Annotated in this window: 23 protein-coding genes; 11 read left to right on the top strand and 12 right to left on the bottom strand. The window is 73.1% G+C overall.

Annotation, left to right across the window (positions count from 1 at the left end; all coding sequences use genetic code 11):
* Positions 1-18 precede the first annotated feature (18 nt).
* The 3 genes from AC156L_RS07830 to AC156L_RS07820 form a co-directional block, all read right to left on the bottom strand.
* Positions 19-498: a carboxymuconolactone decarboxylase family protein gene (locus tag AC156L_RS07830; protein WP_330873860.1), complete on the bottom strand. Its 480-nt coding sequence runs from the start codon at positions 496-498 to the stop codon at positions 19-21.
* Positions 495-1,574 carry an NAD(P)H-dependent amine dehydrogenase family protein gene (locus tag AC156L_RS07825; protein ID WP_330873859.1) on the bottom strand — a complete coding sequence of 360 codons (1,080 nt, stop codon included), beginning with the start codon at positions 1,572-1,574 and terminating at the stop codon, positions 495-497. Before AC156L_RS07825 ends, AC156L_RS07830 begins: the two co-directional genes overlap by 4 nt.
* Positions 1,575-1,704: 130 nt before the next feature.
* Entirely contained in the window at positions 1,705-2,691 is a 987-nt protein-coding gene (locus tag AC156L_RS07820; protein ID WP_330873858.1) for an aminoglycoside phosphotransferase family protein, read from the bottom strand.
* 160 nt (positions 2,692-2,851) lie between these two features.
* On the opposite strand from AC156L_RS07820, the gene AC156L_RS07815 reads away from it, so the two are divergent.
* Positions 2,852-3,298, top strand: coding sequence for a MarR family winged helix-turn-helix transcriptional regulator (locus tag AC156L_RS07815; protein ID WP_330873857.1), 447 nt, complete (start codon positions 2,852-2,854; stop codon positions 3,296-3,298).
* Between the two features lie 50 nt (positions 3,299-3,348).
* Here AC156L_RS07815 and AC156L_RS07810 read toward each other — a convergent pair whose 3' ends face one another.
* A complete protein-coding gene (locus AC156L_RS07810; RefSeq protein ID WP_330873856.1) occupies positions 3,349-6,051 on the bottom strand; it encodes an MFS transporter in 2,703 nt (900 codons plus the stop codon).
* Complete coding sequence (locus tag AC156L_RS07805) at positions 6,048-6,569, bottom strand: MarR family winged helix-turn-helix transcriptional regulator (RefSeq protein WP_330873855.1); 522 nt, start codon at positions 6,567-6,569, stop codon at positions 6,048-6,050. Before AC156L_RS07805 ends, AC156L_RS07810 begins: the two co-directional genes overlap by 4 nt.
* 540 nt (positions 6,570-7,109) lie before the next feature.
* Between AC156L_RS07805 and AC156L_RS07800 the strand changes: the two genes are divergently transcribed.
* The gene (locus AC156L_RS07800) at positions 7,110-8,903 is read left to right on the top strand and encodes a glycosyltransferase (RefSeq protein ID WP_330873854.1); all 1,794 of its coding nucleotides are present in this window, start codon (positions 7,110-7,112) and stop codon (positions 8,901-8,903) included.
* Between the two features lie 274 nt (positions 8,904-9,177).
* On the opposite strand, the gene AC156L_RS07795 is transcribed toward AC156L_RS07800, so the two are convergent.
* A complete protein-coding gene (locus tag AC156L_RS07795; protein ID WP_330873853.1) occupies positions 9,178-9,615 on the bottom strand; it encodes a nitroreductase family deazaflavin-dependent oxidoreductase in 438 nt (145 codons plus the stop codon).
* A 284-nt stretch (positions 9,616-9,899) separates the two neighbouring features.
* Positions 9,900-10,577, bottom strand: a complete 678-nt coding sequence (locus AC156L_RS07790) for a class I SAM-dependent methyltransferase (protein ID WP_330873852.1) — start codon at positions 10,575-10,577, stop codon at positions 9,900-9,902.
* Between the two features lie 89 nt (positions 10,578-10,666).
* Here AC156L_RS07790 and AC156L_RS07785 point away from each other — a divergent pair, with 89 nt between their 5' ends.
* The 5 genes from AC156L_RS07785 (at position 10,667) to AC156L_RS07765 (ending at position 15,113) form a co-directional block, all read left to right on the top strand.
* On the top strand, positions 10,667-11,572 hold the full coding sequence (locus AC156L_RS07785; protein ID WP_330873851.1) for an NAD(P)H-binding protein: 906 nt from the start codon (positions 10,667-10,669) through the stop codon (positions 11,570-11,572).
* Positions 11,569-12,321: a CPBP family intramembrane glutamic endopeptidase gene (locus AC156L_RS07780; RefSeq protein WP_330873850.1), complete on the top strand. Its 753-nt coding sequence runs from the start codon at positions 11,569-11,571 to the stop codon at positions 12,319-12,321. Before AC156L_RS07785 ends, AC156L_RS07780 begins: the two co-directional genes overlap by 4 nt.
* Before the next feature lie 568 nt (positions 12,322-12,889).
* Positions 12,890-13,282 carry a GntR family transcriptional regulator gene (locus AC156L_RS07775; RefSeq protein ID WP_330873849.1) on the top strand — a complete coding sequence of 131 codons (393 nt, stop codon included), beginning with the start codon at positions 12,890-12,892 and terminating at the stop codon, positions 13,280-13,282.
* Positions 13,279-14,154 carry an ABC transporter ATP-binding protein gene (locus tag AC156L_RS07770; protein ID WP_330873848.1) on the top strand — a complete coding sequence of 292 codons (876 nt, stop codon included), beginning with the start codon at positions 13,279-13,281 and terminating at the stop codon, positions 14,152-14,154. Before AC156L_RS07775 ends, AC156L_RS07770 begins: the two co-directional genes overlap by 4 nt.
* The gene (locus AC156L_RS07765; RefSeq protein ID WP_330873847.1) at positions 14,151-15,113 is read left to right on the top strand and encodes an ABC transporter permease; all 963 of its coding nucleotides are present in this window, start codon (positions 14,151-14,153) and stop codon (positions 15,111-15,113) included. Before AC156L_RS07770 ends, AC156L_RS07765 begins: the two co-directional genes overlap by 4 nt.
* A 45-nt stretch (positions 15,114-15,158) precedes the next feature.
* On the opposite strand, the gene AC156L_RS07760 is transcribed toward AC156L_RS07765, so the two are convergent.
* Positions 15,159-15,683 (bottom strand): AMIN-like domain-containing (lipo)protein, encoded by a 525-nt coding sequence (locus AC156L_RS07760; protein WP_330873846.1) that lies wholly within the window; start codon positions 15,681-15,683, stop codon positions 15,159-15,161.
* Positions 15,684-15,897: 214 nt separating this feature from the next.
* Between AC156L_RS07760 and AC156L_RS07755 the strand changes: the two genes are divergently transcribed.
* Both AC156L_RS07755 and AC156L_RS07750 read left to right on the top strand, forming a co-directional pair.
* A complete protein-coding gene (locus tag AC156L_RS07755; RefSeq protein WP_330873845.1) occupies positions 15,898-16,857 on the top strand; it encodes a DUF7669 domain-containing protein in 960 nt (319 codons plus the stop codon).
* Positions 16,858-16,920: 63 nt separating this feature from the next.
* Positions 16,921-17,154, top strand: coding sequence for a hypothetical protein (locus AC156L_RS07750; RefSeq protein ID WP_330873844.1), 234 nt, complete (start codon positions 16,921-16,923; stop codon positions 17,152-17,154).
* 4 nt (positions 17,155-17,158) lie between these two features.
* Here the strand turns inward: AC156L_RS07750 and AC156L_RS07745 are convergent, their stop codons facing one another.
* From AC156L_RS07745 to AC156L_RS07735, 3 genes are read right to left on the bottom strand one after another with little or no spacing between them, the layout of a single operon-like run.
* Positions 17,159-19,969, bottom strand: a complete 2,811-nt coding sequence (locus tag AC156L_RS07745) for an AfsR/SARP family transcriptional regulator (RefSeq protein ID WP_484406715.1) — start codon at positions 19,967-19,969, stop codon at positions 17,159-17,161.
* A 31-nt stretch (positions 19,970-20,000) separates the two neighbouring features.
* Positions 20,001-20,399 (bottom strand): hypothetical protein, encoded by a 399-nt coding sequence (locus AC156L_RS07740; RefSeq protein ID WP_330881506.1) that lies wholly within the window; start codon positions 20,397-20,399, stop codon positions 20,001-20,003.
* 30 nt (positions 20,400-20,429) lie between these two features.
* The gene (locus tag AC156L_RS07735; RefSeq protein ID WP_330881505.1) at positions 20,430-21,641 is read right to left on the bottom strand and encodes an FAD-dependent monooxygenase; all 1,212 of its coding nucleotides are present in this window, start codon (positions 21,639-21,641) and stop codon (positions 20,430-20,432) included.
* Positions 21,642-21,759: 118 nt separating this feature from the next.
* Here AC156L_RS07735 and AC156L_RS07730 point away from each other — a divergent pair, with 118 nt between their 5' ends.
* Positions 21,760-22,206, top strand: coding sequence for a MarR family winged helix-turn-helix transcriptional regulator (locus AC156L_RS07730; RefSeq protein WP_330881504.1), 447 nt, complete (start codon positions 21,760-21,762; stop codon positions 22,204-22,206).
* 44 nt (positions 22,207-22,250) lie between these two features.
* On the top strand, positions 22,251-23,273 hold the full coding sequence (locus tag AC156L_RS07725; protein ID WP_330881502.1) for an LLM class flavin-dependent oxidoreductase: 1,023 nt from the start codon (positions 22,251-22,253) through the stop codon (positions 23,271-23,273).
* Here AC156L_RS07725 and AC156L_RS07720 read toward each other — a convergent pair.
* Positions 23,239-24,162, bottom strand: a complete 924-nt coding sequence (locus AC156L_RS07720; RefSeq protein WP_330881500.1) for an SDR family NAD(P)-dependent oxidoreductase — start codon at positions 24,160-24,162, stop codon at positions 23,239-23,241. The genes AC156L_RS07725 and AC156L_RS07720 overlap by 35 nt on opposite strands.
* Between the last annotated feature and the right edge of the window lie 222 nt (positions 24,163-24,384).

Here is a 24,384-nt window from a genome sequence, read left to right as displayed (position 1 = left end):
TCCGGGGCGAACCCCGCCTCAGGGCTTGGGCAGCACGCACGCCGCGTCGAGGCCCAGAACGCGGTTCAGCCTGCCGAACGCGAGCCAGGCGCCGATGCTCATGCTCAGCTCCACGATCTCCACCTGGCCGTAGTGCGCGGTCATCCGAGACCAGAACTCGTCGTCGAGACCGTGGTGATCCAGTGCGTACCGCTCGGCGTACTCCGCGGCCAGCCTGGTGCGGTCGTCGAAGGCGTCGGTGGTGCGCCACTGGGTCACCGCGTCGGCGAACCCCTCCTCGACCTTCTGACCGTCCCGGTCGGTCCGCCAGTCCAGGCAGAACAGACACCCGTTGATCTGCGCGATCCGCAGCCGCGCCGCCTCGAACTCGCGCAGCCCCAAGGTGGTGTGGCTGTACACCGACAGCGAGAAGTTGGAGGCGGCGACCCCGATGCCGGGGACCATCTCGCCCCACACGTAGCCGATGGGGTCCTTGCCCGGCGGGATGTCGACGTTCATCGCGGTGTCCTTCCGATCTTGCCCGCCGCGGGGCGGAGCGGGACGTCCAGGGCGTCGTACAGTCCGGGATCGGCTTCCACGAGCCAGTCGACGGCGTTCACCAGGCGGCCGACCGCGGTCGCGTTGCCTCCCGCGGACCGGTTCTCGCCCTCGTCGTCGGCCTCGATCGAGACCTCGATGCGCGGACGGCCCTCGATGATCACCTTGTGCGCGCCGGAACCGGAGGGCGGCAGCGGCCAGTCCGTCGCGCACGACGGGTGGATGCGCGTGACGTGCTCGACGACGATGCGCGGCTCACCGCCGACGATGCCCTGCACCTCGAACCGGACCGCGCCCTGCGTGCCCGCCTCGAACTCGCCCATGGTCCTGGTGGTCACCGTGTCGTCGAGCGCGCGCCGGTCCACGGTCTCGCGGATCTCGTCCAGCTCGACGCCCAGCGCCCTGGCCATCAGCCGGATCTGCCCGCCCCACACCATCGTCGGGACCGTCTCCATCAACATCGGCGCCTGGTAGTCCATCGGCTGGCCGAAGCCGATCAGGAACCGCACCGCGTCGGGCTGGTCGTAGGTGGAGTAGTCGAAGACCTCCTGGCAGCGGATCCCGTCCACGACGCTGCCCAACCCGCTGACCAGCAACGGCATCACGTCGTTCGCCCAGCCCGGATCCACACCGGAGACGAACAGCGAACCCCCGCCCGCCTCGACGGCGGCCAGCACCGGGTCCCTCAGCTCCGGCGGGGCGCCGTGCCGGTCGTAGAGCGCGTACAGCGAGGGCGTGACGACCACGGCACCGGCCCGGATCGCCCTGGTGATGTCGGCGAGGGCGTCGTCGGGCCGGATGTCGCCGGACGCCGCGTACACCACGGCACCGGGGCTCGCGGCCAACACCGCGTCGACGTCGTCGGTCGCCGCGATCCCGAGTTCCACGTCGAGTCCGGCGAGGTCGCCCGCGTCGCGGCCGACCTTGTCGGGGTTGTGGACGAGCACGGCGGCCAGTTTCAGCGCTGGATGGGCGTCGACGGCGCGAATCGCGGCACGACCGACGTTCCCGGTACCCCACACCACTGTGGCGATCATGTGTTGCAGGCTAACGACATCACGCTCCCGTGCATACCGCCGCGGCGATCCCGGTCCGATGTCCACCCGCGGGGAGCAGTGGCGGCCGTCCGCGAAAACCTCCGCCGCTCCTGGGGTGTCGGGCCGGTCGTCACCGGGCCGCCGCGGCGAGCCCGCCCGCCGCGCGGAGGTACGGTTCCGCCTCCCCGTCGTGGCCGAGTCCCAACAGGAACAGCCCGGTGGAGACCACCTCGGTGACCGCCCACTGCCGGACGGCCTCCGGGTCGACCCCGGCCAGCCGACCCAGGTGCCGGCAGCCCCGTGCCATCGTCTCGACCGCCCGCCGCGGGTCGCTCGCCGCGAGCCCGTCGATCCACTCCCGCACACCGCGGGCCAGGACCACGCCGAGGTCGTGCGCGGGTTCGGAGGCGAGCCCCTCCGGGTCGACGAGCCGGAAGCCTGCACCCGCTCCCCGCAGGGCGTTGAACGCGTGCACGTCGCCGTGCACGAGCACCGCCCGGCCGGGGTCGGCGGCGGCCTCGCGGGCGGTGGCGCAGGCGACGGCCAGGTCCACGACCGCCTCGGGGCACGGGCGGGCCAGCGCCTCCCACGTCGAGGGGATGAAGTCCACGTGCCAGCGGGCCGCCTCCGCACCGTCGGGGAACCGGCCGTCGTCCGGGACCGGGCGCCACCCGCGGGCGGCGGTGCGCGCCAGCGCGTCCACCTGGCTCTCGACGGTCCAGCCCAGGTCCGCCATCGGTGGGCCGAGGCGTTCGAGCAGCAGGGCCTGGCGCGGGACGTCGTGGCGGAGCAGCCCGACGTACGGGTCACCGCCCGCCAGCAGCAGGGCGGACAGCACCCGGTCGAAGGGGGCGAACGCGTCGATCCCCGGCGGGATCGACACCTTGAGCACGACCGGCGTGCCCGCGCGCGTCACCGCCTCGGCGACGTACGCGGCCTGACCACCCTCCAGCGGCGCGCCGACGGTGATCGACCAGTCGGCCTCCAGGCTCGCGACCAGGGCGGGCAGGTCGGCCAACCACGCCCGCCCGACGGCACCCAGCGCCCGCGCCGACCGCGCGAGCCGGTCGGGGACGACGGCAGGTGCTCCGTGCCGAGGATCTCCTTGGTGGGACATGGCTTCCCCGTTCCGGCGGGACGAACCGGCGGCCCGCCCGGCTGCCGCCCGCGGGCGGTCCTGGTGCGCGCGGCGGCGGAACAGCGCACGCGACCACCGTAGCCGATGTCCGGCGCACCGACTTGACCTCTACTTTGGTCGAGGTCTTAGCGTTCTTCGCATGACGCGACCACCCATGCAGCCACCCGCTGATCAGCCGATCGGGTTCTGGACCTTCCGCGCGGGAGAGGCGATCCGCGCCCGCATCCGCGGCGCCCTGGAGGAGAGCGGGGTGGCACAACCGGAGTGGTGGGTGCTCCACCAGCTCTCCCGGTACCCGGACGGCGTCGACCGGGCCGTGGTGGTCGAGACGATCGGGTCGAACGACACCCCGGCCGCCATCGAGTCGGCCATCGACGGGGCGGTCGAGAAGGGCTGGATCCGGGTCGACGGCGCGGCGCTGCACCTGTCGGAGGTCGGGACCGAGCGGTTCGAGCGCGCCGCCGCCGTGCAGAAGGTGCTGCACGAGGAGCGGATGCGGGGCATCACCACCGAGGAGTACGCGACCACCATCTCCGTGTTGCAGAGGACGATCACCAACGTCGGCGGCGAGGCCTGGCACTGGTGACGGCGGTCGGGGCGCGCCGCGGCGCCCCCCGACCGTCCACTGTGGACGTCCTACGACCCGGCCGGGGCCCTGGCGTCGAGCGCGTGACCGAGGCGCACGTCGTGGTCGGCCTCGCCGTCCGCGAGCACCACCTCGCTGCTCGCGGGCGGGTAGCCGCTCGCGACCACCGTGTAGGCACCCGAGGGCAGGTCCCGCACGACGTACCGGCCCTCGCCGTCCGTCCACGCCACCGCGGCCACGTTGCCGTCGCGGTCGAGCACGGTGATCCGCGCGTCCGGGACGACCTTGTCGCCCACCGTCCTGGCGACGCCGGACAGCAGCACCGAGTTGAGCAGCGCGACGTCGTGGTGCAGCGCGCCGCCCGCGGGCATCGTCAGCGGCACGGCGGCCGACCGGAAGCCCGGCCCGCTGACGATCAGCGTGTACGTCCCGGCCCCGACCTCGCGGAAGGCGTAGGCGCCGTTCGCGGTGGTGATGGAGGCCCCGTTGACCTCGCCGCGGGAGTCGATCAGCGTCACGGTCACGTTCGCGACCGGAGCGCCGGTCGCGGTCGCCGTGACGGTGCCGGTCACCTCGCCCGCGCCGACCAGCGTGACGTCCACCGCCTCGGGGCCGCCGCCGACCACGACGTTCCAGGCCTGCGGCTGGTGCCCCTGCGCGGACACGATGAGGACGTAGTCGCCGGGGCCCCGGCTGCGCACGGAGTAGCTCCCGTCGGGGCCGCCTGTGCCGCGGGAGACCTGGCGGCCGAACCGGTCGAGCAGGGCCACCGCCGCGCCGGGCACGCGGGTGCCGTCCTGCCTGCGCACGTGCCCGGTCACCGGTGCCCCGTGGGCCTCCTGGCGCCGCTCCCGCGTCGGGGTGCCGAACGCGCCGTCGAAGCGGTTGAGCGGGCGCCGCCGCTGGAGCGGGGGTGCGGCTCCCCCGCGGTCGGCGGGCGGCGGTGCCTGCTCCGGGGAGCGGCGGTGGTCACCGGGCTCGAACCCCTCGGGTGCCGAGAGCCACCCGCCGATCAGGGCAGGGCCGCCGTCGGCCGCCACGGCGACCTTGATCGCCTCCATGACCTCGGTCGGCTCGTCGTCGGCCCGCGGGACGGCGATCGGCTCGACACCGGCCTGTTCGACGGGGGCGGGAGCGGCGACGGCGGGCGCGACCGCGGTCGGCTCGACACCGGTCGGGGCCGGGGCCGCCCCCGCGGCGGCGAGCGGGATCTCCTTCATGGCCAGCAGCACCAGCGTGGCCAGCAGCGCCACGGCACCCGCGACGTAGAACACGGTGGTGATCGACTCGGTGAAGCCGATCAGCACCGGGGTGCGGATCGCCTCCGGCAGGTCCCGGATGCCGCTGGTGTTGCTCGCCAGGTCCGGGAGCCGGTCCCCGGAGCCCGCGGGCACCTCGTCGCCCAACGCCCTGGTGATGTTGCCCGGCAGCACGGTGAACAGGATCGTCAGGAACACCGCGACACCGGCGGTGCCACCGATCTGGCGGAAGAACGTCGCCGACGCGGTGGAGGCACCCATGTCGCTGCGCGGGCCCGCGTTCTGCGCGGCGAGGACCAGCGTCTGCATGCACTGCCCGAGGCCGAGCCCGATGACGGCGGCGGCGACCAGCGGGTGCCACAGCGCGGAGTCGTAGTCCACCTGCGCGAAGAGGAACGAGCCGCCCGCGATCAGCACGGTGCCGAGGATCGCGAAGACCTTGTACCGCCCGGTCTTCGACGTGACCAGACCGGACAGGATCGAGCTGATCATGATGCCCGCCATGAGCGGCAGCATCAGCAGGCCGGACTTGGTCGGCGTGTGGCCCTGCACGACCTGGAGGAACTGCGGCATCATCGTGATCGCGCCGAACATCGCGACGCCGACGATGACGCTGCCCAGGATCGCCATGCTGAACGTCGAGTTCTTGAACAGCCGCAACGGGATCAGCGCCGCGTCCCGCATGCCCCGTTCGACCAGGGTGAAGGCGAGGACGCCCGCGCTGCCGACGGCGTAGCAGTAGATCGACCGCTCGTCGCCCCAGCCCCACTTCTGGCCCTGCTCCGCGACGAGCAGGAACGGCACGACCGCGACGACCAGCGTCAGCGCGCCCCACCAGTCGATCCGGTGGTCGTGCCGCTCGTGCGGCACGTTCAGCACCTTGGCGACCACGATCAGCGCGATGATGCCGATCGGGACGTTGATGAGGAACACCCAGCGCCAGCCCGCGACGCCGCCGAGGGAGTCGAAGCCCGCGAGGAGACCGCCGAGGACCGGTCCGAGCACCGTGGACAGACCGAAGACGGTCATGATGTAGCCCTGGTAGCGCGAGCGTTCGCGCGGCGGGACGATGTCCCCGATGATGGTCATCGCCAGCGACATCAGGCCACCCGCGCCGAGGCCCTGCACCGCGCGGAACGCCGCCAGCTCGTACATCGACTGCGCGAACGTCGAGGCGAGCGAGCCGCCGACGAAGATCGTGATCGCGACCAGGTAGAACGGCTTGCGGCCGTAGATGTCGGACAGCTTGCCGTAGATCGGCGTGACGATCGTCGAGGTGATCAGGTACGCCGTGCTCACCCACGCCTGGAGGTCGAAGCCGTCCAGGTCGTTGGCGATCTCGACGATCGCGGTGCCGACGATGGTCTGGTCGAGCGCCGCGAGGAACATGCCGCACACCAGGCCGCTCAGGATCGTGACGATCTGGCGGTGGGTCAGCCGCGGCGGTTCCTCCACTTCGGACACCCGCTCGCGTTCTTCGACGGTGGAAGTCATGTGGAAGCCCCCCTGGCCTGTGACACCTCGGTGTTGTCCGCGAACTGCGCGGAGTTCTTCTCGATGCCCGCGTTGAGCTTGCCGAACAGCCGGTTCAGGTTCTGGCGGTCGTCGTCCGCCCAGTCCTCCAGCACCTCGGCCAGCCACTGGTTGCGCTGCTTGCGGTTCTCCTCGAACACCCGCAGCCCCTCGGCCGTGGGCGCCAGCAGGCAGGCCCGGCCGTCCTTGGGATCGGACTGGCGTTCGAGCAGCCCGTGCTGGACCAGCAGGCTCGACTGCCTGCTGATCGTGGAGATCTCCGAGTGCAGCGACTCGGCCAGCCAGCTGGCCCGCTGAGGGCCCTCGTGGATGAGGGTGAAGAGCATCGCGTACGCCATCCGCTCGATCCCGTCCGGACCCTGCTTGATGACCTGCGACTTCGTTCTGTTGATCAGGCGGACGAAGCGCACGAGCTCGTGGCCGAGCTGGTCCGCGAGGTCCAGCTCGGCCTTCGGCCTCGCGGAGCTGTGGGGAGCCATGGTGTTCCTCCGCACGACGAGCTGTTGGTTGACGAGCGCAACTAGTTGCCGAACGCAAGGATGCACGGCGACAGCGGTGGGGGCAAATGTTCGAGCACGCGGTGGAAATGGCGAAAAACTGGCAATACCGGATGGTTGACACGAACTGCTGCCACATGGGATGGAATTCCGCATCAGCGCCGGTCATAACGTGGTGACCACGAATTCCGGAATGTGTCCGATATCAACCCTTTGTCGCGAAAGCCGTGAGCGAGGGGCCACCACCCCTATCTTGTTGACCGTTGGCGCCGTGCCGCACATCACGGCCGAGGCCCGCCCGCCGACCGGCATCGGAACCCCTGCCAGGGCATCCGCGGCGAAGGTGTCCGCAGTGCGGTTGGTCCCGCTTCATCGGGGTATGCACCCATCCGGGTAGCGATGCCCTTCCCCGACACCGAGCACTACCGACGGTGATAAGACTGGTAAACGGTCCGATTGAGCAGCCAACCGTGGCCGATCGGTCGTTTCAGGCGACCACGATCCGGAACGACGGAGGCCACCATGCTGCACGTGGACCTGACGGTGAGTTCGAGCGGTGACGTGGTGTTGGCGATGGCGGGCGAGGTGGGTCCGGCCGCGGCGGGTCTCCTCGCCGAAAGCCTCGACCGCGCCCGCGCGGCGGTCGCGGGGTCGGGCGCGATCGTGGTGGACCTGACGGGGATCCGGCTGCTGGACGACGCGGGCGTGGCCGTGCTGCTGGCGTTCGGCCGGGAGTGCGACCGGCGCGGCGTGCCGCTGCGCGTGGTGAGCGAGCACCCCGCGCCGGCCGGGCACCCCGCACCCGCCGACCACTCCGCACTGGTCGACCACGACGCCGCACCCGTCCCGGACACCGTGGCGGTGCCCGCCGCGCGGCGGCCGGAGGAGGTCGACCACCGGGCCGTCGTGGGCCAGGCACTCGGGATCCTGATGGCGGACCTGGGTCTCGACGAGGAGCGGGCGCGGGCGCGGCTGACCGAACTGGCCCGCCGCTCCGGCCTGGACGAGGTCGCCGCCTCCATCGAGGTCGTCTCCCGGACGGCGGCCCGCCCCACCGCCGCGACGCCGTCGAAGGCCTCCGCGACGCGCACGGCGCCGCGACCGCTGGAGATCGACTTCGTCGCCGCGTCGTGGGAGGCGGAGTCGACGGAGTACCGGACCCACATCGCCGACCTCGCCGCGGCGCTGAGCCGCTCGGGCCACGCGGTCACGCTGCACATCCGCCGCGACTCCCCCGAACTCCCCGACGTGGCGCGCACCCGACGCGGGTACCGGCTCGTGCGCGTGCCCGCCGGGCCGCCCTTCCCCCTGTCGCAGGAGGCCCTGCTGTCCTGCCTGGACGGGTTCGCGGCCTGGCTCGACCACCGGTGGGTCGACCACGTCCCCGACGTCGTCCACCTCCACTCGTGGATGTCGGGGCTGGCGGTCCGCGAGTGCGACGCGCCGCTCGTGCAGTCGTTCCACGGGCTCAAGGTCGCCGAGCGGCACGGGCTCCACGCGGTCGAGCGCGAGATCGGCCGGGGCGTCGGAGGCCGGGCGAACCTGGAACTGCTGATGGCGCTGGCCGCCGACCACGTCATCACCGCCAGCGGTGACGAGAAGCGGGGACTCGTGCGCAGCGGGGTGCCCGCCACGAGCGTGTCGCTGGTGCCGTGGGGCGTCGACACCGACAGGTTCAGCCCCGAGGGCCCCCGCGCCGTCCGCGGCCCGCTGCGCCGGGTGGTCGCGTTGGGCGAACTGGTGCCCCACAGCGGTTTCCGCGCGGTCGTCGAGGCGGTGGCCGGTGTTCCCGACGCCGAACTGCTGTTCGTCGGCCCCTTCCGCTCGCCCTTCCGGTACGAGACACCCGAGCTGCGCGGGCTCGCCCGGCACGCGCGCGACCACGGCGTTGCCGACCGGACGCGGTTCCTCGGGCGCGTCGAGCGCCAGGACCTGCCCGCGCTGCTGCGCTCGTCCGACATCGCGGTGCACGTGCCGCGGCACGAACCGTCGGGCATCGCCGCCCTGCGGGCGATGGCGTGCGGCGTCCCGGTGATCGCGTCGGCGGTGGACGCGCTGGCCGACATCGTGGTCGACGGGCTGACCGGCAGCCTCGTCCCGCCGCGCGCCCCGGTCGCGCTCGGCCGGGCCCTGCGGCGCCTGCTCGGCGATCCGACGCGGCGCGGGATCTACTCGGCCACGGGCGTCGACCGCGTCCGCAGCCGGTACTCGTGGAACCGCGTCGCCGCGGACGTGGCCGACACCTACCACCTCGCCGTCGGCACGGCCCGCCGCAGGTCGAGGACCGAGACCCCACGCGGGCGCGGGCAGCTCTGACCGCGCGGGCGGGCGGTCGCCGTCGGGACGACCGGGGGCCGCCCCGGAGAGGGCGCGCAGATCGGCGAAGGCTCGGAGGAGTTGCGCGTCCACACCCGGCGAGGGGTCGGGGGCCCAGGCCTGGACGGCGTGCTCGAAGGCGGCCCAGCCGGTCCGGGCGGCCGGGTGCGCGAGCCCTTCGGGGACGCCGCGCGGCCGGACGTGACGCGCACCGCGCGCGTCGGGCCGGTGCTCGGTGCACCGGCCCGGCCGCGGGTCGAGCCTCAGCGGGTGGTCAGGCGTCCTTCGGCTCCAGCACGAACACCGGGATCTGCCGGTCGGTCTTCGTCTGGTACTCCGCGTAGGACGGGAAGGCCGCCACGGCGCGCTCCCACCACTCGGCGCGCTCGTCGCCCTCGACCTCGCGGGCGGCGTAGGTCTTCGTCACGGTCCCGTCCTGCAACGCGAACTCGGGGTGCGCCTTGATGTTGTAGTACCAGGTCGGGTGCTCGGCGGCACCGCCCTTGGACGCCACGACCGCGTACCGGCCGTCGTGCTCCACCCGCATGACGGGCGTGTAGCGCAGCGCTCCGGTCTTCGCACCGCGCAGCGTCAGCAGCACGATCGGCGCTCCGAGGACCCTGATCCCCTCCGTGGTCCCCGTCTCCAGGATCTTCTTCGTCTGGTCCTGCACCCACGAGGTGGGGCTGAGTGCCACAGTTTCGTCCGACATGCCCCACCCCAACGATCGCGGGGCCTCCGTTATTCCCGACCCCCGACCTCGATCGGCGGGACTCGGTGGCGAACCGGTCGGTGCCGACCACGACGAGCAGGGCGAGCGGCGGGCACGTCAACACGCGTTGTCGATCAGGACGTCGAGGTCGCCGGACCGGGCACGGGCGAGTTCGCGGGCCGTGGTCAGGCCCGGTCCACCCGGTCGTGGGTACCGGCTCCGTTCGCCGGTCGATGACGGCCCCACCGGTGAACGGAGTCCTCGGGAGCGGAGGGAGGACGCGCTCAACCGCTGGACGGGAGGTCGTGGTCCAGCGCGTCCGGCCGTGCCTTGCGGGCGAGCAGGTTGACCTCCTGGAACTGCCTCCGGTCGGCGGGCTGGGGCTCGCGCACCATCCGCGCCACCTCGGCCAGCCCGGCCTCGCGCAGCAGCGACGAGAGGTGGTCGGGCCACCACCGGTAGGCGGGCGCGACCGCGTGGTCGAAGACCTCGGTCGGGTGGTCCGGGTCCCCGCTCGCCCAGAACCCCACCAGGAGGTGACCGCCGGGCGCCAGCACCCGGTGGAACTCCGCCAGGACGGCGGGCAGGTCCGGCGGCGGGGTGTGGATGACGGACCACCGCGAGAGCACGCCGGCCAGCGCGTCGTCCTCGATGGCGAGCGCGGCCATCGAGCCCACGTCGAACCGCAGCCGCGGGTAGGCCCGGCGGGCCAGCTCGATCATCGCGGGAGAGGCGTCGACGCCGAACACCGCCGGTCCCAGCCCGTCCAGGTGGGCGGTGACGTCGCCCGGCCCGCAGCCCAGGTCCGCGACCCTGCCGTCCCCCACGACCTCGGCGAACACGCTCAGCATCGCCCGGTCGAGCGGCCGGTCGCGCAGCGCGTCGCGGAACAGCCGCGCGTAGGTCGGGGCCGCGGCGTCGTAGGCCTCCCTGGTGGCGCGGAGGGCGTCGTCTTCGACCATGCGCGGGAGGGTAGTGCCCCGGCCGCGGGCCGGGCGGCGTGCCCGGCGCCGTTCGGCGGAACCCGGCCCGGTGCGACAGGCTGGTGGTCGTGCGCGTACTCGTGACCGGAGCGTCGGGATTCATCGGCGGCAGGCTCTGCCCCGTCCTCGTGGAGGAGGGGCACGACGTGCGCGCCATGACGCGCCACCCGGAGGACTACCGGGGCGCGGGGACGGCGGTCCGGGGCGACGTGCACGACCCGGACTCGCTGGCCGACGCGCTGGAGGGCGCCGAGGTCGCCTACTACCTGGTCCACTCGCTGGACGACCCGCGCTTCGCCGACCGCGACGCCGAGGCCGCCCGGACCTTCGCCAAGGCCGCGGCGGACGCCGGGACGCGCCGGATCGTCTACCTGGGCGGCCTGGGCAACGACTCCGACGACCTGTCCGAGCACCTGCGCAGCCGCCGGGAGGTGGAGTCGCTGCTCGCGGGCTCGGGGGTGCCGGTCACGACCCTGCGCGCCGGGATCGTCATCGGGCACGGCGGGATCTCGTGGGAGATGACCCGCCAGCTCGTCGAGCACCTGCCCGCGATGGTCGCGCCGCGCTGGGTGCGCACCCGCTGCCAGCCGATCGCCGTCGCCGACGTCGTGCGCTACCTCGTGGGGGTGCTGGGCGTGCCGGAGACCGAGGGGCGGCCGTTCGACATCGGCGGGCCGGAGGTCCTGGAGTACGCCGAGATGCTGCGCCGGGTCGCCGCGATCGAGGGCCGCCGCGTGCCGGTGCTGCCCGTTCCGCTGCTCACCCCCGGGTTGTCCTCGCGGTGGCTGGCGCTGGTCACCGACGTGGACGTGCAGACGGGGCGGTCGCTGATCGACTCGATGGCCAACGAGGTCGTGGTGTGCGACGACTCGATCCGCTCGCTGGTCCCGTTCACCCCGGCCGACTTCGACGCCGCCGTGCTCACCGCGCTGGGCGAGCGGGCCAAGGCCCGGCGCGGCGGTGACCGCGGATGACGCTGCGGCAGCGGCTGCTCGCACGGGTTCCCGCCTGGCTGGTCGAGAAGGTCCCGCGCGAGCACGACGAGCCCGACGAGGTGTTCCACAGGCGCCGCCGGGTGGTCGCCGCGACGTCGCTGGCGGGTGCCGGGCTGCTCGGCGCGTCCCTGTCGTCCACACCGGACTCGGCCCGCTTCTACGGCCTGACCGCGGCGACCGCGGCCACGTGGGTCGTCGGCGGCCTCGCGTCCGGCCCGCTGCACCTGGGCCGGGTGCGCTACCGCGACACGCTGCGCCGACCGGTCGTGACACCGGTCCTGGTGGGCGTCGGCGCGTTCGGCGTCTTCTACGGGTGCGCCCTGGTGTGCAGGCACGTGCCGTTCCTGGACCGCGCCATCTCGCGGGTCCTGCGCTACGCCGACCGCGGCTCGACGGCCCCGGTGCTGGCCACGACGCTGCTCAACGGCGCAGCCGAGGAGGTCTTCTTCCGCGGCGCGCTGTACGCGGCGGCCGGTCGACGACGTCCCGTCGTGACGTCCACGGCGGTGTACGTGCTGGCGACCACCGCGACCCGCAACCCGTCGCTGGTGCTGGCGTCGGGCGTGATGGGGGCGCTGTTCGGCCTGCAACGCCGGGCGACGGGCGGCATCCAGGCCCCGCTCATCACCCACCTGACCTGGTCGGTGCTCATGCTGCGCTTCCTGCCGCCGCTGTTCCGCCACCACGGCCTGCCGGTCGACCCGGACCTGCCGTCGGACACCGGCTGACCCTCACGCGCCGGCGGTGAGCGGGCCGCGACGGCGTTCGAGGGCGGCCCGCCCGCACCGTCACCGTCGTGAGCAACCGGGTCGCGGCGTCCGCGCGCTCCGGGAGGGCAGGGTGTTCCGCGTCCGCCGGTACGTGGACAGCGCTCACCTCCAGACGTCCGCCGCGCACGTCGTCGAGGCGGCGGGTTCGGGGCCGTCCGGAACGGGCTGAGCCTCGTTCCGACCACGCCAGGGGCGTGGCGGGCACGAACCCCGCGGCGAGCCCCGGCACCGGGAGCACGCCCCGACGGCGAACGTCCTCGGCGCAGCCGTCACGAGGCTCGACCGGGTCTCGGCCCGCCGACGGCCGCGATCGCGCTGCCCGGAAACACCCTCCCGAGCGCCGTCGCCCTGCCCTCCCACCGCCCTGACCGGGTGCGCGGCGCCGTCGTGAACTCGGCGGGCGTGGCTGACCTGACCCGGTGGTCCCGTTCCCCTCGGCGGCTCGGCTGAGCCGCTCCCCCGACTTGACGTCGACTCTGCCTATTCACCTATAGTGCTAGGTACCTAGTTAAACAGGAGCGCCCCAGTGATCGAGTTCCACTTGGACCCGAGGTCCGGCCTGTCGCCGTACCAGCAGGTGGTCCAGCAGGTGCGGCACGCGTTGCGGCTGGGCCTGCTCCAGCAAGGCGACCAGCTCCCCAAGGTGAAGGAAGTGGTCAAGGCACTGGCGATCAACCCGAATACGGTCCTGAAGGCCTACCGCGAACTGGAGCACGACGGCCTGGTGTCCGCGCGCCCCGGCGTCGGCACCTTCGTGATCGGCACCCTGGCCTCCCCCGCGCCAGAGGACCTGGCACCGCTGCGCAGCGGCCTGGCCCTCTGGCTGAAGCAGGCACGTGCGGCGGGCCTGGACGACGAGGGCATCGAAGCCCTGTTCACCACTTCCCTCCGCGACAGCACCACCGAGGAGAATCAGTGACCTCAATCGTGAGGACCTCAGCGCTGACCAAGCGCTACCGCAGGACCGCGCTCGACAACTGCACGATCGACGTCCCCGCTGGTCGGGTGACGGGCCTGATCGGGCAGAACGGCGCGGGCAAGTCGACCCTGCTCACCATCGCGGCGGGCATGCTGGAGCCGACGTCCGGCTCCATCGAGGTGTGCGGCGGAACACCGGGCAGCGGCAGGGAACAGCTGGAGAAGGTCGGGTTCGTCGCGCAGGACACCCCGACCTACTCGCAGCTGACCGTGGCAGAGCACCTGCGGATGGGCGCGGCCCTGAACCGGCGCTGGGACGCCGCGCTCGCCGAGAAGCGCGTGGCGGCCCTCGGGCTCGACCCGCGGCAGAAGGCGGGCACGCTCTCCGGCGGTCAGCGCGCGCAGCTGGCGCTCACGCTGTGCGTGGCCAAGCGGCCGGAGCTGCTGCTGCTCGACGAGCCCGTGGCCGCGCTGGACCCGTTGGCGCGCAGGAACTTCCTCAGCGACCTGATGGAGGTCGTCGCGGACACCGGCATGAGCGTGGTCCTGTCGTCGCACCTGATCGCCGACCTGGAACGGGTCTGCGACCACCTGGTGCTGCTGGTGACGGGCCAGGTGCGGATGGCGGGCGACGTGGACGACCTGCTGGCCACCCACCACCGCCTGACCGGCCCCCGGACCGAGCGCGAGGAGGTGCCCGGCGCGCACGTGCTGCACGCGAGCCACACCGAGCGGCAGACGACCCTGCTGGTGCAGGCGGACAACCCGATCGACGATCCCCTGTGGACGGTGAGCGACGTGTCCATCGAGGACCTCGTGCTGGCCCACATGGAAGCCGCGCAGTCCGCGCGGGCACTGGAGGTGGCACGATGACCTGGTTGACCCTGCGGCAGTTCCGCGTCCAAGGCATCGCCATGGTGGGTCTGGTGGGAGCGCTGGCGGTGCTCTTCGCCGTCGCGGGCAAGGCGGGCCCGGCCCCCAGCACGCTCGTGAACTCCCTGTACTACGTGGGGAACATCGCGATCTTCGTGCTCCCCGCGCTGCTCGGCGCGTTCTGGGGCGCGCCGATGGTGGCGCGCGAGGTGGAGGCGGGCACCCACAGCCTGGCGTGGAACCAGGGCATCACGCGGGGGCGGTGGCTCGCGACGAAGGTCGTGCTCGTGGGCGGTGCGGCCGCGCTGCTCACCGGCCTGGCGAGCCTCGCGGTGACCTGGTGGGCCGGCGGCGCGTCGCAGGAGGCGATGGGCCGCCTGCTCCCGGTCACGTTCGGCGCGCGCGGCGTGGCGCCCGCGGGCTACGCGCTGTTCGCGTTCTCCCTCGGTCTGGCCGCGGGGATCCTGCTGCGCCGGGTGCTCCCGGCGATGGCCGTGACGCTGGCCGTGTTCCTCGCGGTGCAGATCGCCGTGCCGGTCGTGGTGCGCGACCTGCTGCTGCCCACCACGCAGGAGACGGTGGCGATCACCCCGCAGAACATGGAGTACGTCTACCTGGTGAACGCGGGCCGCCCCGAGGACGGGGTGCGGGAGGTGGGTGTCCGCGGTCCGGAGAACGCGTGGGTGATCGACAACACGCTGGTGGACGCGGCGGGCAACCCGACCGCGGTGCCGCCGGTGCTGGCCTCGTGCATGATCAAGCTGCACACGACCGGGGTCGCCAGGGACGAGTTGGAGACGTGCCTGGCGAAGACCTCCGAGGCGGGCTACCGGCAGCGCGTGACGTACCACTCGGCGAGCAGCTTCTGGCCGTTGCAGTGGACGGAACTCGGGCTGTTCCTCGTGCTGAGCGGCGGCCTGGTCTGGTTGTCGTTCCGCAGGATCCGCAAGGTCCACTGACCGGTGCGGTGGGCCGCGGCGACGCGGCCCACCACCCGTGCGGGCTCACCAGGTGTGCGCGACGTCCACCACCAGTTTGTCGGTCAGGGTGAACGCGCGGAACGGCAGCCGCGCCCGCACGCCGAGCCCGACCATCGTCTGCCCCTCGAACGACCCCGCCCACGCGACCTGCCGGAACGTCCGGTACCCGGCCACGTCCACCAGTTCATCGCGGTTGGCGTAGGTGTAGGTCGGGTTGAACGACTCGTCGTACGCGGGCGAGTGCGCGACGATCCGCAACTTGGCCCCACCGCGGAGCGGCACGAGTCTGCCCGATCCGTCCTCGTGCACGTCGCTCACGTAGTCGACCTGGAACCCCTCGCTGGTACCCCGGAAGTCGAACACCACCCGGTCGTAGCAGTCGTGCCGCCCGGCCCGCAGGTCGGTCATCTCCCCGGTCGCGCCGGGCGCGGCCACCTTCGCCGCCGACCCCCACGCCGTGTCGCAGACCGACTCCGCCGAGGCCGCCGCGGGCACCCCCACGACCGCCGAGGCCAGTACCGCAACCAGCAGGACCGCTTTGCTCACCATCACCGTCACCCCTCTGCTGAACGAGTCGAGAACTCGACCCTGCCAAGGTGACGCCTGCCACGTCCGAGGGTTGCTCACAAATCCTGATGGCATCGATCCCCATAGCCCTGCCCTATCGGCGGGATGTCGCGAACCCGGAACAGGACGTCGCGGCGGCTAACGCTCCACCGCCGGGGAACGACGTGGAATAGGTGGTGCGAATGGGAAGCACGTGATGCCCGCGGCAGCCGGTGGCGGCCCGCGCGCGCGGCCGTGGTGGCTTGACGCGGTGTGGACGGCGGTAGCCGCCGAGCTGCGGGGCCACCTGCGAAGCGGACTGCGCGGGGTGCTCACGGAGGACGTGGTGCGGTTCTCCACCGCACGAGCCTTGGTGGCGGCGGGTGTCGACGCGACCGGGCTGCGGGTCGAGGCACCGCACCCGACGTTGAAGGGCTCGCGGGTCGACCTGGTGGTGGGACGGGATCGTCCGGCGGCGCTGGTCGAGTTCAAGTTCCCCCGAGAACCGAACGGGTGGAACGCCCCGTGGACGATGACCATGGGCGAGGTCCTCAAGGACTTCTACCGGCTGGCCGCCTACCCCGGCGAGGTCGACCGGATCTTCGTCTACGTCGAGGGAGCCCGCCTGCGCGGGTACATGGCGGGCGTCGCGAGGCGGCACGGAATCGACCTGGACACCGACACCGTCACGCTGACCCCCGCTGCCATCGCGAGCCTGCCCGCGACGGCGTCGATCGCCGTCGGCACCGACCTGACCAAGCATCCCGTCACCGCGACGCGTTTCGCACTCATCCCGGTCGACGACACCCTCCGCCTGGCCGTCTACCACGTCGACCCGCAGGTCGACAGCGCGAGCGCGAGCAGGCCCGACCTGGGTCGGTGGCCGAACCCGGTCGCCGCCGCGCCGCCGCCGCCGAGTTCTGCCGCCGCTCGGGCAGGTGCGCGCCGGGAGATCCTCGACGCGGTGCGAGCCGTGCTCGGCAGGTCCGGCGCGTCCACCTTCACGCTGGCCGAGATCGTTGCCGAGATGACCAGGCGGCACAGCGGCTACGCCGAGTCCACCGTCCGCACCATGGTCACCTCGCACCTGTGCCGCGACGCCCCGGACCACGCTTCCACCACCTACGACGACCTGGAACGAGTGAGCCGAGGCGTCTACCGTCTGGCGAGGGACTGACCGTCGCGTGGAATCGCGACGCAGGAGCCCGTCCGCAAGCGGTTCGGAGGCGATCGCCTCTCCGTGCACGGCGCGATCGCACACCACCTGCCCGCCGTTCACGCCCTCGCGCACGACCCGCCACCGCTGGCCGAGCTGGTCAGCCGCATTTCCGAGGTGCACCCCCGTGCCGCGGCACCCCACGCCACCAGCTCGGTGCCGGGCCCGCACAGCCGCACGACGTCCCCCGACCCGTCGACCGCCGCCACCACCCGACTCGTCACCCCGATCACGCGCGCGGTCTCCCGCCGCCCCTGACGGCTCACGCGGTGCCCCGGCCGGCGTCCGCCGCACCGTGCAGGTCGTCGAGCTGCCGCTGCACGCGTTCCGCGTCGGCGTCACGGCCCTGTTCCCGGTACAGCTCGACCGCTTCCCGCCACGCCGCGCGCGCCTGGTCGTGGGTGCCGAGGGCGGCGTGGGGGTGGCCGAGGTTGTCGAGGGTGTTGGCGGCCTCGCTGGCGTTGCCCAGGGTGCGGTACAGGGCGAGGGCCTGGTGGTAGTGGTGGACGGCTCGCTGGTGGCGGCCGGTGTGGTGCTCGATGTAGCCCAGGCTGTCGAGGGTGGCCGCCTCGCCGTCCAGGTGGTGGTGTCGGCGGCACAGGGTCAGCGCGTTCCGGCAGTGGTCGCGGGCGGTGTCGTAGTCGCCCAGGCGGGCGGCGAACCAGCCCACCGCGTTGAGCGCCTCGGCCTCCCACACCGGGTGGTCGAGGGTGCGGTAGATGTCGAGTGCGTGGTGGACGTGCTCCAGCGCCCGCCGGTCGTCGCCCTGGGACTCCCACGCCTCCGCGATGGCGTGGTGCGTGGTGGCCCGCTGGACGGGGTCGTGGTGGTGTTCGGCCAGCGCCAGCGCCTCGTGCAGGTGGGCGACGGCCTCGTCGTGCCGTCCCAGTTCGGCGTGGGCGTCGCCGAGGAGCCGGTGGGCCGCGATGCGGTGGGTCGCGTCGGGCAGGAACGCCGCGGCGTCGAGCGCGGCCCGCCACGCGGTCAGGTCGTCGTGGCGGCGCCCGCGTCGGTGGTGGAAGGTGCCCAGGGTCCACGCCAGGTGCCACACGACCTGGTGGCGGCCACCGGCGGCGGCGGTCTGCTGGGCGGCCAGCAGGTGGGGGTGGTGGTCCTCCAGCCACGCCAGCGCCGCCGGGAGGTCGGCGAGGGGGTGCGGGTGGGTGCCGGGCGTGGGCGGGTCGAGCCGGACCGGCGCGCGGTGCGGGTCCAGCAGGCGGTCGGCGGCGTGGGCGGTGTGCAGGTAGAAGTCCACCACCCGGTCGAGCGCCGCTCGGCGCACCGGCTCGTCCAGGTCGTCGCGGGCGGTGGCGGCGGCGTAGGCGCGGGTCAGGTCGTGCATGGCGCACCGGCCGTGGGGGTGCCGGTCGAGCAGGGAGTGGTCCTCCAGCGCCCGCAACACCTTGCGCGCCAACGCCGGGGGCACGCCGGTGAGGGAGGCGGCGGCAGGCAGGTCGATGTCCGGGCCGGGAGCGACGCCCAGCAGCGCGAACGCGGTCCGCTGCTGGGCGGTGAGGTGGCGCAGCGACCAGGACAGCACCGCGGGCACGCTCGCCATCGGGTCGTCGTCGTCCAGCACGTCCAGGCCGAGGTCGCGCAGTTCCGCGACCAGCTCGGCGAGCGCGACGGACGGGCGGGTGACGGCGTGCCGGGTCGTGATCGCCAACGCCAGCGGGTGGTGCCCGCACAGCCCGATCAGCTCGTCGGTCGCGTCGGGTTCGGCGGCCACCCGCTCCGCGCCCAGGCGTTCGACCAGCAGGGCACGGGCTTCCCGCCGGGACAGGACGTCGAGCTGCACGTGCTCGGCACCGTGGCGGTCCACCAGCGAGGAGAGCCTCCGGCGGCCGGTGACCAGCACCGTGCAGGACGCGCTCCCCGGCAGCAGCGGAACGACCTGCTCCACCGTCGCGGCGTTGTCCAACACCACCAGCATCCGCCGACCCGCCACCGCACTGCGGTACAGCGCCACCCGCGCGTCCAGAGCGGCGGGCACCCGAGCGGGCGGCACGTCCAGCGCGTGCAGGAACCCCCACAGCACGACCGCCGGATCGAGCGGCTCACCCTCCGGGCTGAACCCGCGCAGGTCCACGAACAACTGCCCGTCCGGGAACCGCTCCACGTGGCGGTGCGCCCAGTGCAACGCCAACCACGTCTTCCCGACCCCACCCTCCCCCGCCAGCGCCGGGATCACCACCGTCGCCGACCGGCCCGCCGCCTCCACCACCGCGTCCAGCCGCTCCAGCTCGGCCTCCCGGCCGACGAACGACGCGGGCGGCGCGGGCAGCTGGCGGGGCACCACCGGACCCGCCGCGGGGAGCAGCAGTCCCGGATCAGCGGTCAGCACCCGCTGGTGCAGCTCCCGCAGCGCCGGACCGGGATCAGCCCCCAGCTCCTCGGCCAGCACCCGCCGCGTACGCCCGTAGTGCTCCAACGCCTCCGCCTGACGACCCGACCGGTACAGCGCCAGCACCACCTGCCCGGCCAACCGCTCGTCCAACGGATCCTCCGCCGCCCGCGTCGTCAACTCCGGCACCAGGTCCCCGTGCCGGCCGCACCCGAGCGCCCAGTCCACCCGATCGGCCACCGCGGCCCCGCGCTCCCGGTACAGGTGCTCACGCGACGACCGCGCCCACGGCGTGTCCAGCTCCGCCAACGGCTCACCCCGCCACAACGCCAACGCCCGCTCCACCACCACCAGCGCACGCCCCGGATCGTCACTGGCGCGCGCCTCGGCGAGCAGGCGGCGGAAGCGGTGCAGATCCACCCCCTCGGGATCGGCCGCGAGCAGGTAACCGTTGTCGCGCCACGTGATCGTGGCCCCGACCCGACGCAGGTTCGACACGTACGTCCGCAGCACCGACCGCACCCGCGCAGGCGGACGCCCACCCCACACCCGGTCGATCAGCCGGTCCACCGGCACCACCCGACCGACCTCGTCCGCCAGCACCGCCAACACCGCCCGCTGCCGCGCGTGCCCCACCGCGACCGGCACACCGCCGACGCGGACCTCCAGGCCACCCAGCACACCGACCTCGATGTCCGGAGCCGTGCCCCGCTCGCTCGCGCCCGCCACCGCTTCTGTGTACCGAACGCGATCCGGCCGTTCAACGCGCGAAGGAGAACTCCCGGCGTGCCGCCACCTCCCGGGCGGTGATCAGGTGCAGGAGGCCGAAGGCCCCGGTGCCCACCGCGCCGATCGGGTTCCTCGACCGCAGGCACAGGTAGGCGTCCCCGAACTGGGTGAGGCCCGCCGCGACGAGCAGCGCCGGTGACGGCGGCCTCCGCCGCAGGGCGGACCACAGCAGGGGTCCGGTCACCGAGTACGTCCGCACGGCGGTGGCGACGACCCAGAAGTCGAGGTCCTGGCCGTTGCCGGTGACGAGTCCGCGGCGGGTCTCCTCCGGGATGCCGACACCCGTGGTGAGGGCGGACATGACCGTGGAGGACACCGCGGCGAGCGCGCTGGCCACCACCAGCGTCGTGGTGCGGCGCGAGGACGGCACGGGAGATCGCTCCGATCGGGGTCGGGGGTTCTAGCGGCGGACGAGGTCGCGGTAGTCCGGCAGGTCGACGGCGTTGGCCGGACGGGAGGCGAACCTGTCCCCGAGGCGGCGCAGCGGCGGGCTGGAGATCACCTTGATCACCGCGGCGAAGGCGGCGACCCCGAACCCGCTGACGGGCGTGGCGAGCCGCGGCCCGAACGGCGGCAGCTTCTGCGCCCGCTCGACGAACGGCCGCATGATCCGCTCGTACTCGGCGAACGCCCCGGTGTGGTCGTCGTGCCGCGCGAGTTCGCCCGCCAGCACGTAGGCGCCGGTGAGGGCCAGGGTGGTGCCCATGCCGCTGAGCGGCGAGGCGCAGTGGGCCGCGTCCCCGGCCAGCACCGCCCTGCCTCGGGACCACCGCGCCGCCTTCACCTGCCCGAGGTGCTCGTAGTACAGGTCGTCGGCCCGGTCCAGGCCGTCCAGGACGCGGTCGGTCTGCCAGCCCGCGTCGGCGAAGGCACCGCGCAGGTGCGCCACCTGCTCGGCACGGGTCCGCCGGACGGCGGTGGCCGCCACCGCGGGCGGCACCAGCTCGGACAGGACGGCGCGGATGCCGCCGTTGGGGTCGGGGCGCAGCTGCACCGAACGACCGCGGCCGGGGTTGTACCAGCGCCAGTAGTCGTCGTCCTCGGGTGCGCGCTCGATGGTGAAGTACGTCGACTCCAGCCCGATGTGGTGAACGCGCGTCGACAGCCCGAGCACGTCGCGCGTGGTGGAGTTCAGGCCGTCGGCGGCCACGACCACGTCGACGTCGCGCACGCCGCCCGAGTGCAGGCGCACCCGCGCGTGGGCGGTGTGCTCCTCGACCTCCACGACGTGGTCGCCGTAGACGTGCTCGACCGCGCCCGCGCCCGCCTCGACCAGGAGGTCGGACAGGTCGCCGCGCAGGATCTCCAGCTCGGCGGTGGCGCCGTCGACGTCGCTCCCGTCGGCGGGGAAGACGCCGGCCACCTCGCCGTTCGGGCCGATGAAGGAGGCGCCGAGTTCGCCGGTGCGCCGGGCGGCGACGGCGTCGCGGATGCCGATGCGCTCCAGCACGGTGGCACCGACACCCCGGACGTCGATGTTCTGCCCCGCCGTGCGCGGGGCGGGCGCCCGTTCGACGACCACGACGTCCCAGCCGTAGCGGGACAGCCAGTAGGCCAGCGTCGGACCGGCGATGCTCGCGCCGGCGATCAGGGCGGTTCGGGGGGAGGTCACGGGAAAATAGTAAACTCAGTTAGCAATCCATGCAACAACCACGTTCGCCTCGGGGGTCGACGGTCGTGGTCGGCGCCCGTGAGACGATCGGCGGCCCGATCACGTGAGGAGGGTGGCCGTGACGACGGACTCCGCGGTCCCGCACCTGCGAGAACTGCTCCAGGTCATGGCCGTGCGCCAGCAGTGGTTCGAGCGCTCCATGGCGGCGGCGATGGGGATCGACCGCACGAGCCTCGAAGTCGTGTACCACCTCATCGCCCGCGGCCCGAGCACACCGACCGAGATCGCCAGGGCGGCGGGCATGTCGACGGCGGCCACCGCCCAGGTGCTCAAGCGCCTCGAAGCGGGCGGCCACCTCCAGCGCGCCAAGCACGCCACCGACCGGCGCAAGGTCGTGATCGCCGTCGCCCCCGAGACCGAGGCGCGGGCGACCCGGTACGTGGAGCCGGTCATCGAGGGCCTCGACGGGCTGCTGGCCGCCACCGACGCCGAGACCAGGGAGAAGATCTCCTGGTTCCTGCGGTCGGTGGCCGACGTCTACGCGCGGGCGCTGCCGGAGACCTGAGCGGCGCGGGGAATCAAACGCACCGCCGCGCGCTTGGACGGTGCGTGAAGAAGATTGGCTTTCTCTCGTTCGGGCACTGGTCGCCGGGCGGGCACTCCCTGACCAGGTCGGCCGCGGACTTCCTGCACCAGTCGATCGACCTCGCGGTCGCCGCGGAGGAGCTGGGCGTGGACGGCGCCTACTTCCGCGTGCACCACTTCGCGCGGCAGGCGGGCAGCCCGTTCCCGCTGCTCTCGGCCATCGGCGCGCGGACCACGAGGATCGAGATCGGCACCGGCGTGATCGACATGCGCTACGAGAACCCGCTGTACATGGCCGAGGACGCGGGCGCCGCCGACCTCATCTCCGACGGACGGCTCCAGCTCGGCATCAGCCGGGGATCACCCGAGCAGGTGATCGAGGGCTGGCGGCACTTCGGCTTCTCCCCCGCCGAGGGCGAGACCGACGCGGACATGGCCCGCAGGCACACCGAGAGGTTCCTGGAGGTGATCGGGGGAGAGGGCTTCGCCGAGCCCAACCCGCGACCGATGTTCGCGAACCCGCCGGGGCTGCTGCGGATCGAACCGCACTCGGAGGGGCTGCGCGAGCGGATCTGGTGGGGTTCCGCCTCGAACGCGACCGGCGTGTGGGCCGCGAAGCTGGGGATGAACCTCCAGAGCAGCACGCTCAAGTTCGACGAGACGGGCGAGCCGCTGCACGTCCAGCAGCGCAAGCAGATCGAGGCCTACCGCGAGGCGTGGAAGGAGGCGGGCCACGTGCGCGAGCCGCGGGTGTCGGTCAGCCGCAGCATCTTCGCCATCACCAACGACCTGGACCGCGCCTACTTCGGCCGCGACCGCGACTCGCGCGACCAGATCGGCATGATCGACGAGAACACCAGGGCGATCTTCGGCCGGTCCTACGCCGCCGAGCCGGACGTGCTCGTCAAGGAACTGCTGGACGACGAGGCCGTCCAGGCCGCGGACACGCTGCTGCTGACCATCCCGAACCAGCTCGGGGTCGACTACAACACCCACGTGCTGGAGAACATCCTCACCCACGTGGCGCCGGAACTGGGCTGGCGCTGAGCACTACCGCCGGCACCGGTCCGCGCCGATCCGCGAACCGGTGCCGGACCGGTGCCCAGGCGGCGCGGGCCGCGAGCAGCCCGACGGTCAGCTCGTGCAGCCGGTCCGCGTCCTCGGCGTCGAACGCGGGCCCGTCCAGCGGGAGCGGCTCCCCCGCCACGGAGGCGGAGACCGGCTGGTCCGGTGGGGCGTCCAGGGCGGCGAGCACCGGCAGGATGCCCTCCTCCACCGGCCTCGCGCCCGCGCGCACGGCGTCGATCCGCTCGGCCGCGGCCGGGTCGTACTCGCCGGAGGAGCTGGTCCGCACGCCACCGGGGTCGAGCAGGACGTAGCGGATCCGGCTGCCCGGTCGTGCACGGGCGAACCCGACCCCGAGCAGGTCGTTGAGCCTGCTGCCCTGCATCAGCGCGTCGATGCCCGTGTAGTCCCGCTCCCGGCCGAGGTCGTCCCAGCGGCCCTCCCCCATCGGGATGCCGGGGCCGCACACGTTGACCACGACGGGCGCGGGCGCGGCCTCCAGCAGGTCGGCCAGACCGTGGCTGAGCACGAAGCGGCTCAGGTAGTACAGCGCGAAGGAGTTCTCGAACCCCTCCCCGGTGACCAGCCGGGTCGAGCGGAAGTGCTGCGCGCACAGCACGAGCCCGTCGACGGCGGCGAACCGCGAACGGATCTCGGCCAGGGCCCCTCGGGTGGCCTCGACCAGGCTGAGGTCCACCTGGATGAAGTGCACGCGGTCGGCGGCGCCGGACCCCTCGGCCTCGGCCACGAGCTGGGCGCCCTTGTCGGCGTCGCGGCCGAGGACGACGACCCGGTCGCCTCCTTGGAGACGAGCGAGGGCGACGGCCTTGCCGATGCCGTCCGTGCCGCCCGAGATGACGAACGTCTTCACGCCGTGAACCCCCTGAAGAGACCGCGCACTCTTGTCATCAGTTGATGACTTATCCGAAGTTAACGACGGCCGCGTATCGTGTCAACGAGCGACGACTTGAGGTCTAGGAGCCGGATTGACCGCGACACCGGACGGTCAGCCGCCGCGCAGGCGCGACCGGGACGCGACCCGAGCGGCCCTGCTGGCCTCGGCCAGGAACCACTTCGCCCGTGACGGCTACAC

The sequence above is a fragment of the Umezawaea sp. genome, from assembly GCF_057122925.1.
The sequence above is the reverse complement of the archived record's forward strand: the minus strand, read 5'-3'. Positions and strand labels throughout refer to the sequence as shown.

Bases quoted from the DNA above. Each gene is read 5' to 3' on its own strand.
- AC156L_RS07830 (WP_330873860.1), bottom strand. From the start codon at position 498: ATGAACGTCGACATCCCGCCGGGCAAGGACCCCATCGGCTACGTGTGG.
- AC156L_RS07815 (WP_330873857.1), top strand. From the start codon at position 2,852: ATGACGCGACCACCCATGCAGCCACCCGCTGATCAGCCGATCGGGTTC.
- AC156L_RS07810 (WP_330873856.1), bottom strand. From the start codon at position 6,051: ATGACTTCCACCGTCGAAGAACGCGAGCGGGTGTCCGAAGTGGAGGAA.
- AC156L_RS07825 (WP_330873859.1), bottom strand. From the start codon at position 1,574: ATGATCGCCACAGTGGTGTGGGGTACCGGGAACGTCGGTCGTGCCGCG.
- AC156L_RS07780 (WP_330873850.1), top strand. From the start codon at position 11,569: ATGACGCTGCGGCAGCGGCTGCTCGCACGGGTTCCCGCCTGGCTGGTC.
- AC156L_RS07760 (WP_330873846.1), bottom strand. From the start codon at position 15,683: ATGGTGAGCAAAGCGGTCCTGCTGGTTGCGGTACTGGCCTCGGCGGTC.
- AC156L_RS07820 (WP_330873858.1), bottom strand. From the start codon at position 2,691: ATGTCCCACCAAGGAGATCCTCGGCACGGAGCACCTGCCGTCGTCCCC.
- AC156L_RS07800 (WP_330873854.1), top strand. From the start codon at position 7,110: ATGCTGCACGTGGACCTGACGGTGAGTTCGAGCGGTGACGTGGTGTTG.
- AC156L_RS07765 (WP_330873847.1), top strand. From the start codon at position 14,151: ATGACCTGGTTGACCCTGCGGCAGTTCCGCGTCCAAGGCATCGCCATG.
- AC156L_RS07790 (WP_330873852.1), bottom strand. From the start codon at position 10,577: ATGGTCGAAGACGACGCCCTCCGCGCCACCAGGGAGGCCTACGACGCC.
- AC156L_RS07805 (WP_330873855.1), bottom strand. From the start codon at position 6,569: ATGGCTCCCCACAGCTCCGCGAGGCCGAAGGCCGAGCTGGACCTCGCG.
- AC156L_RS07755 (WP_330873845.1), top strand. From the start codon at position 15,898: ATGCCCGCGGCAGCCGGTGGCGGCCCGCGCGCGCGGCCGTGGTGGCTT.
- AC156L_RS07795 (WP_330873853.1), bottom strand. From the start codon at position 9,615: ATGTCGGACGAAACTGTGGCACTCAGCCCCACCTCGTGGGTGCAGGAC.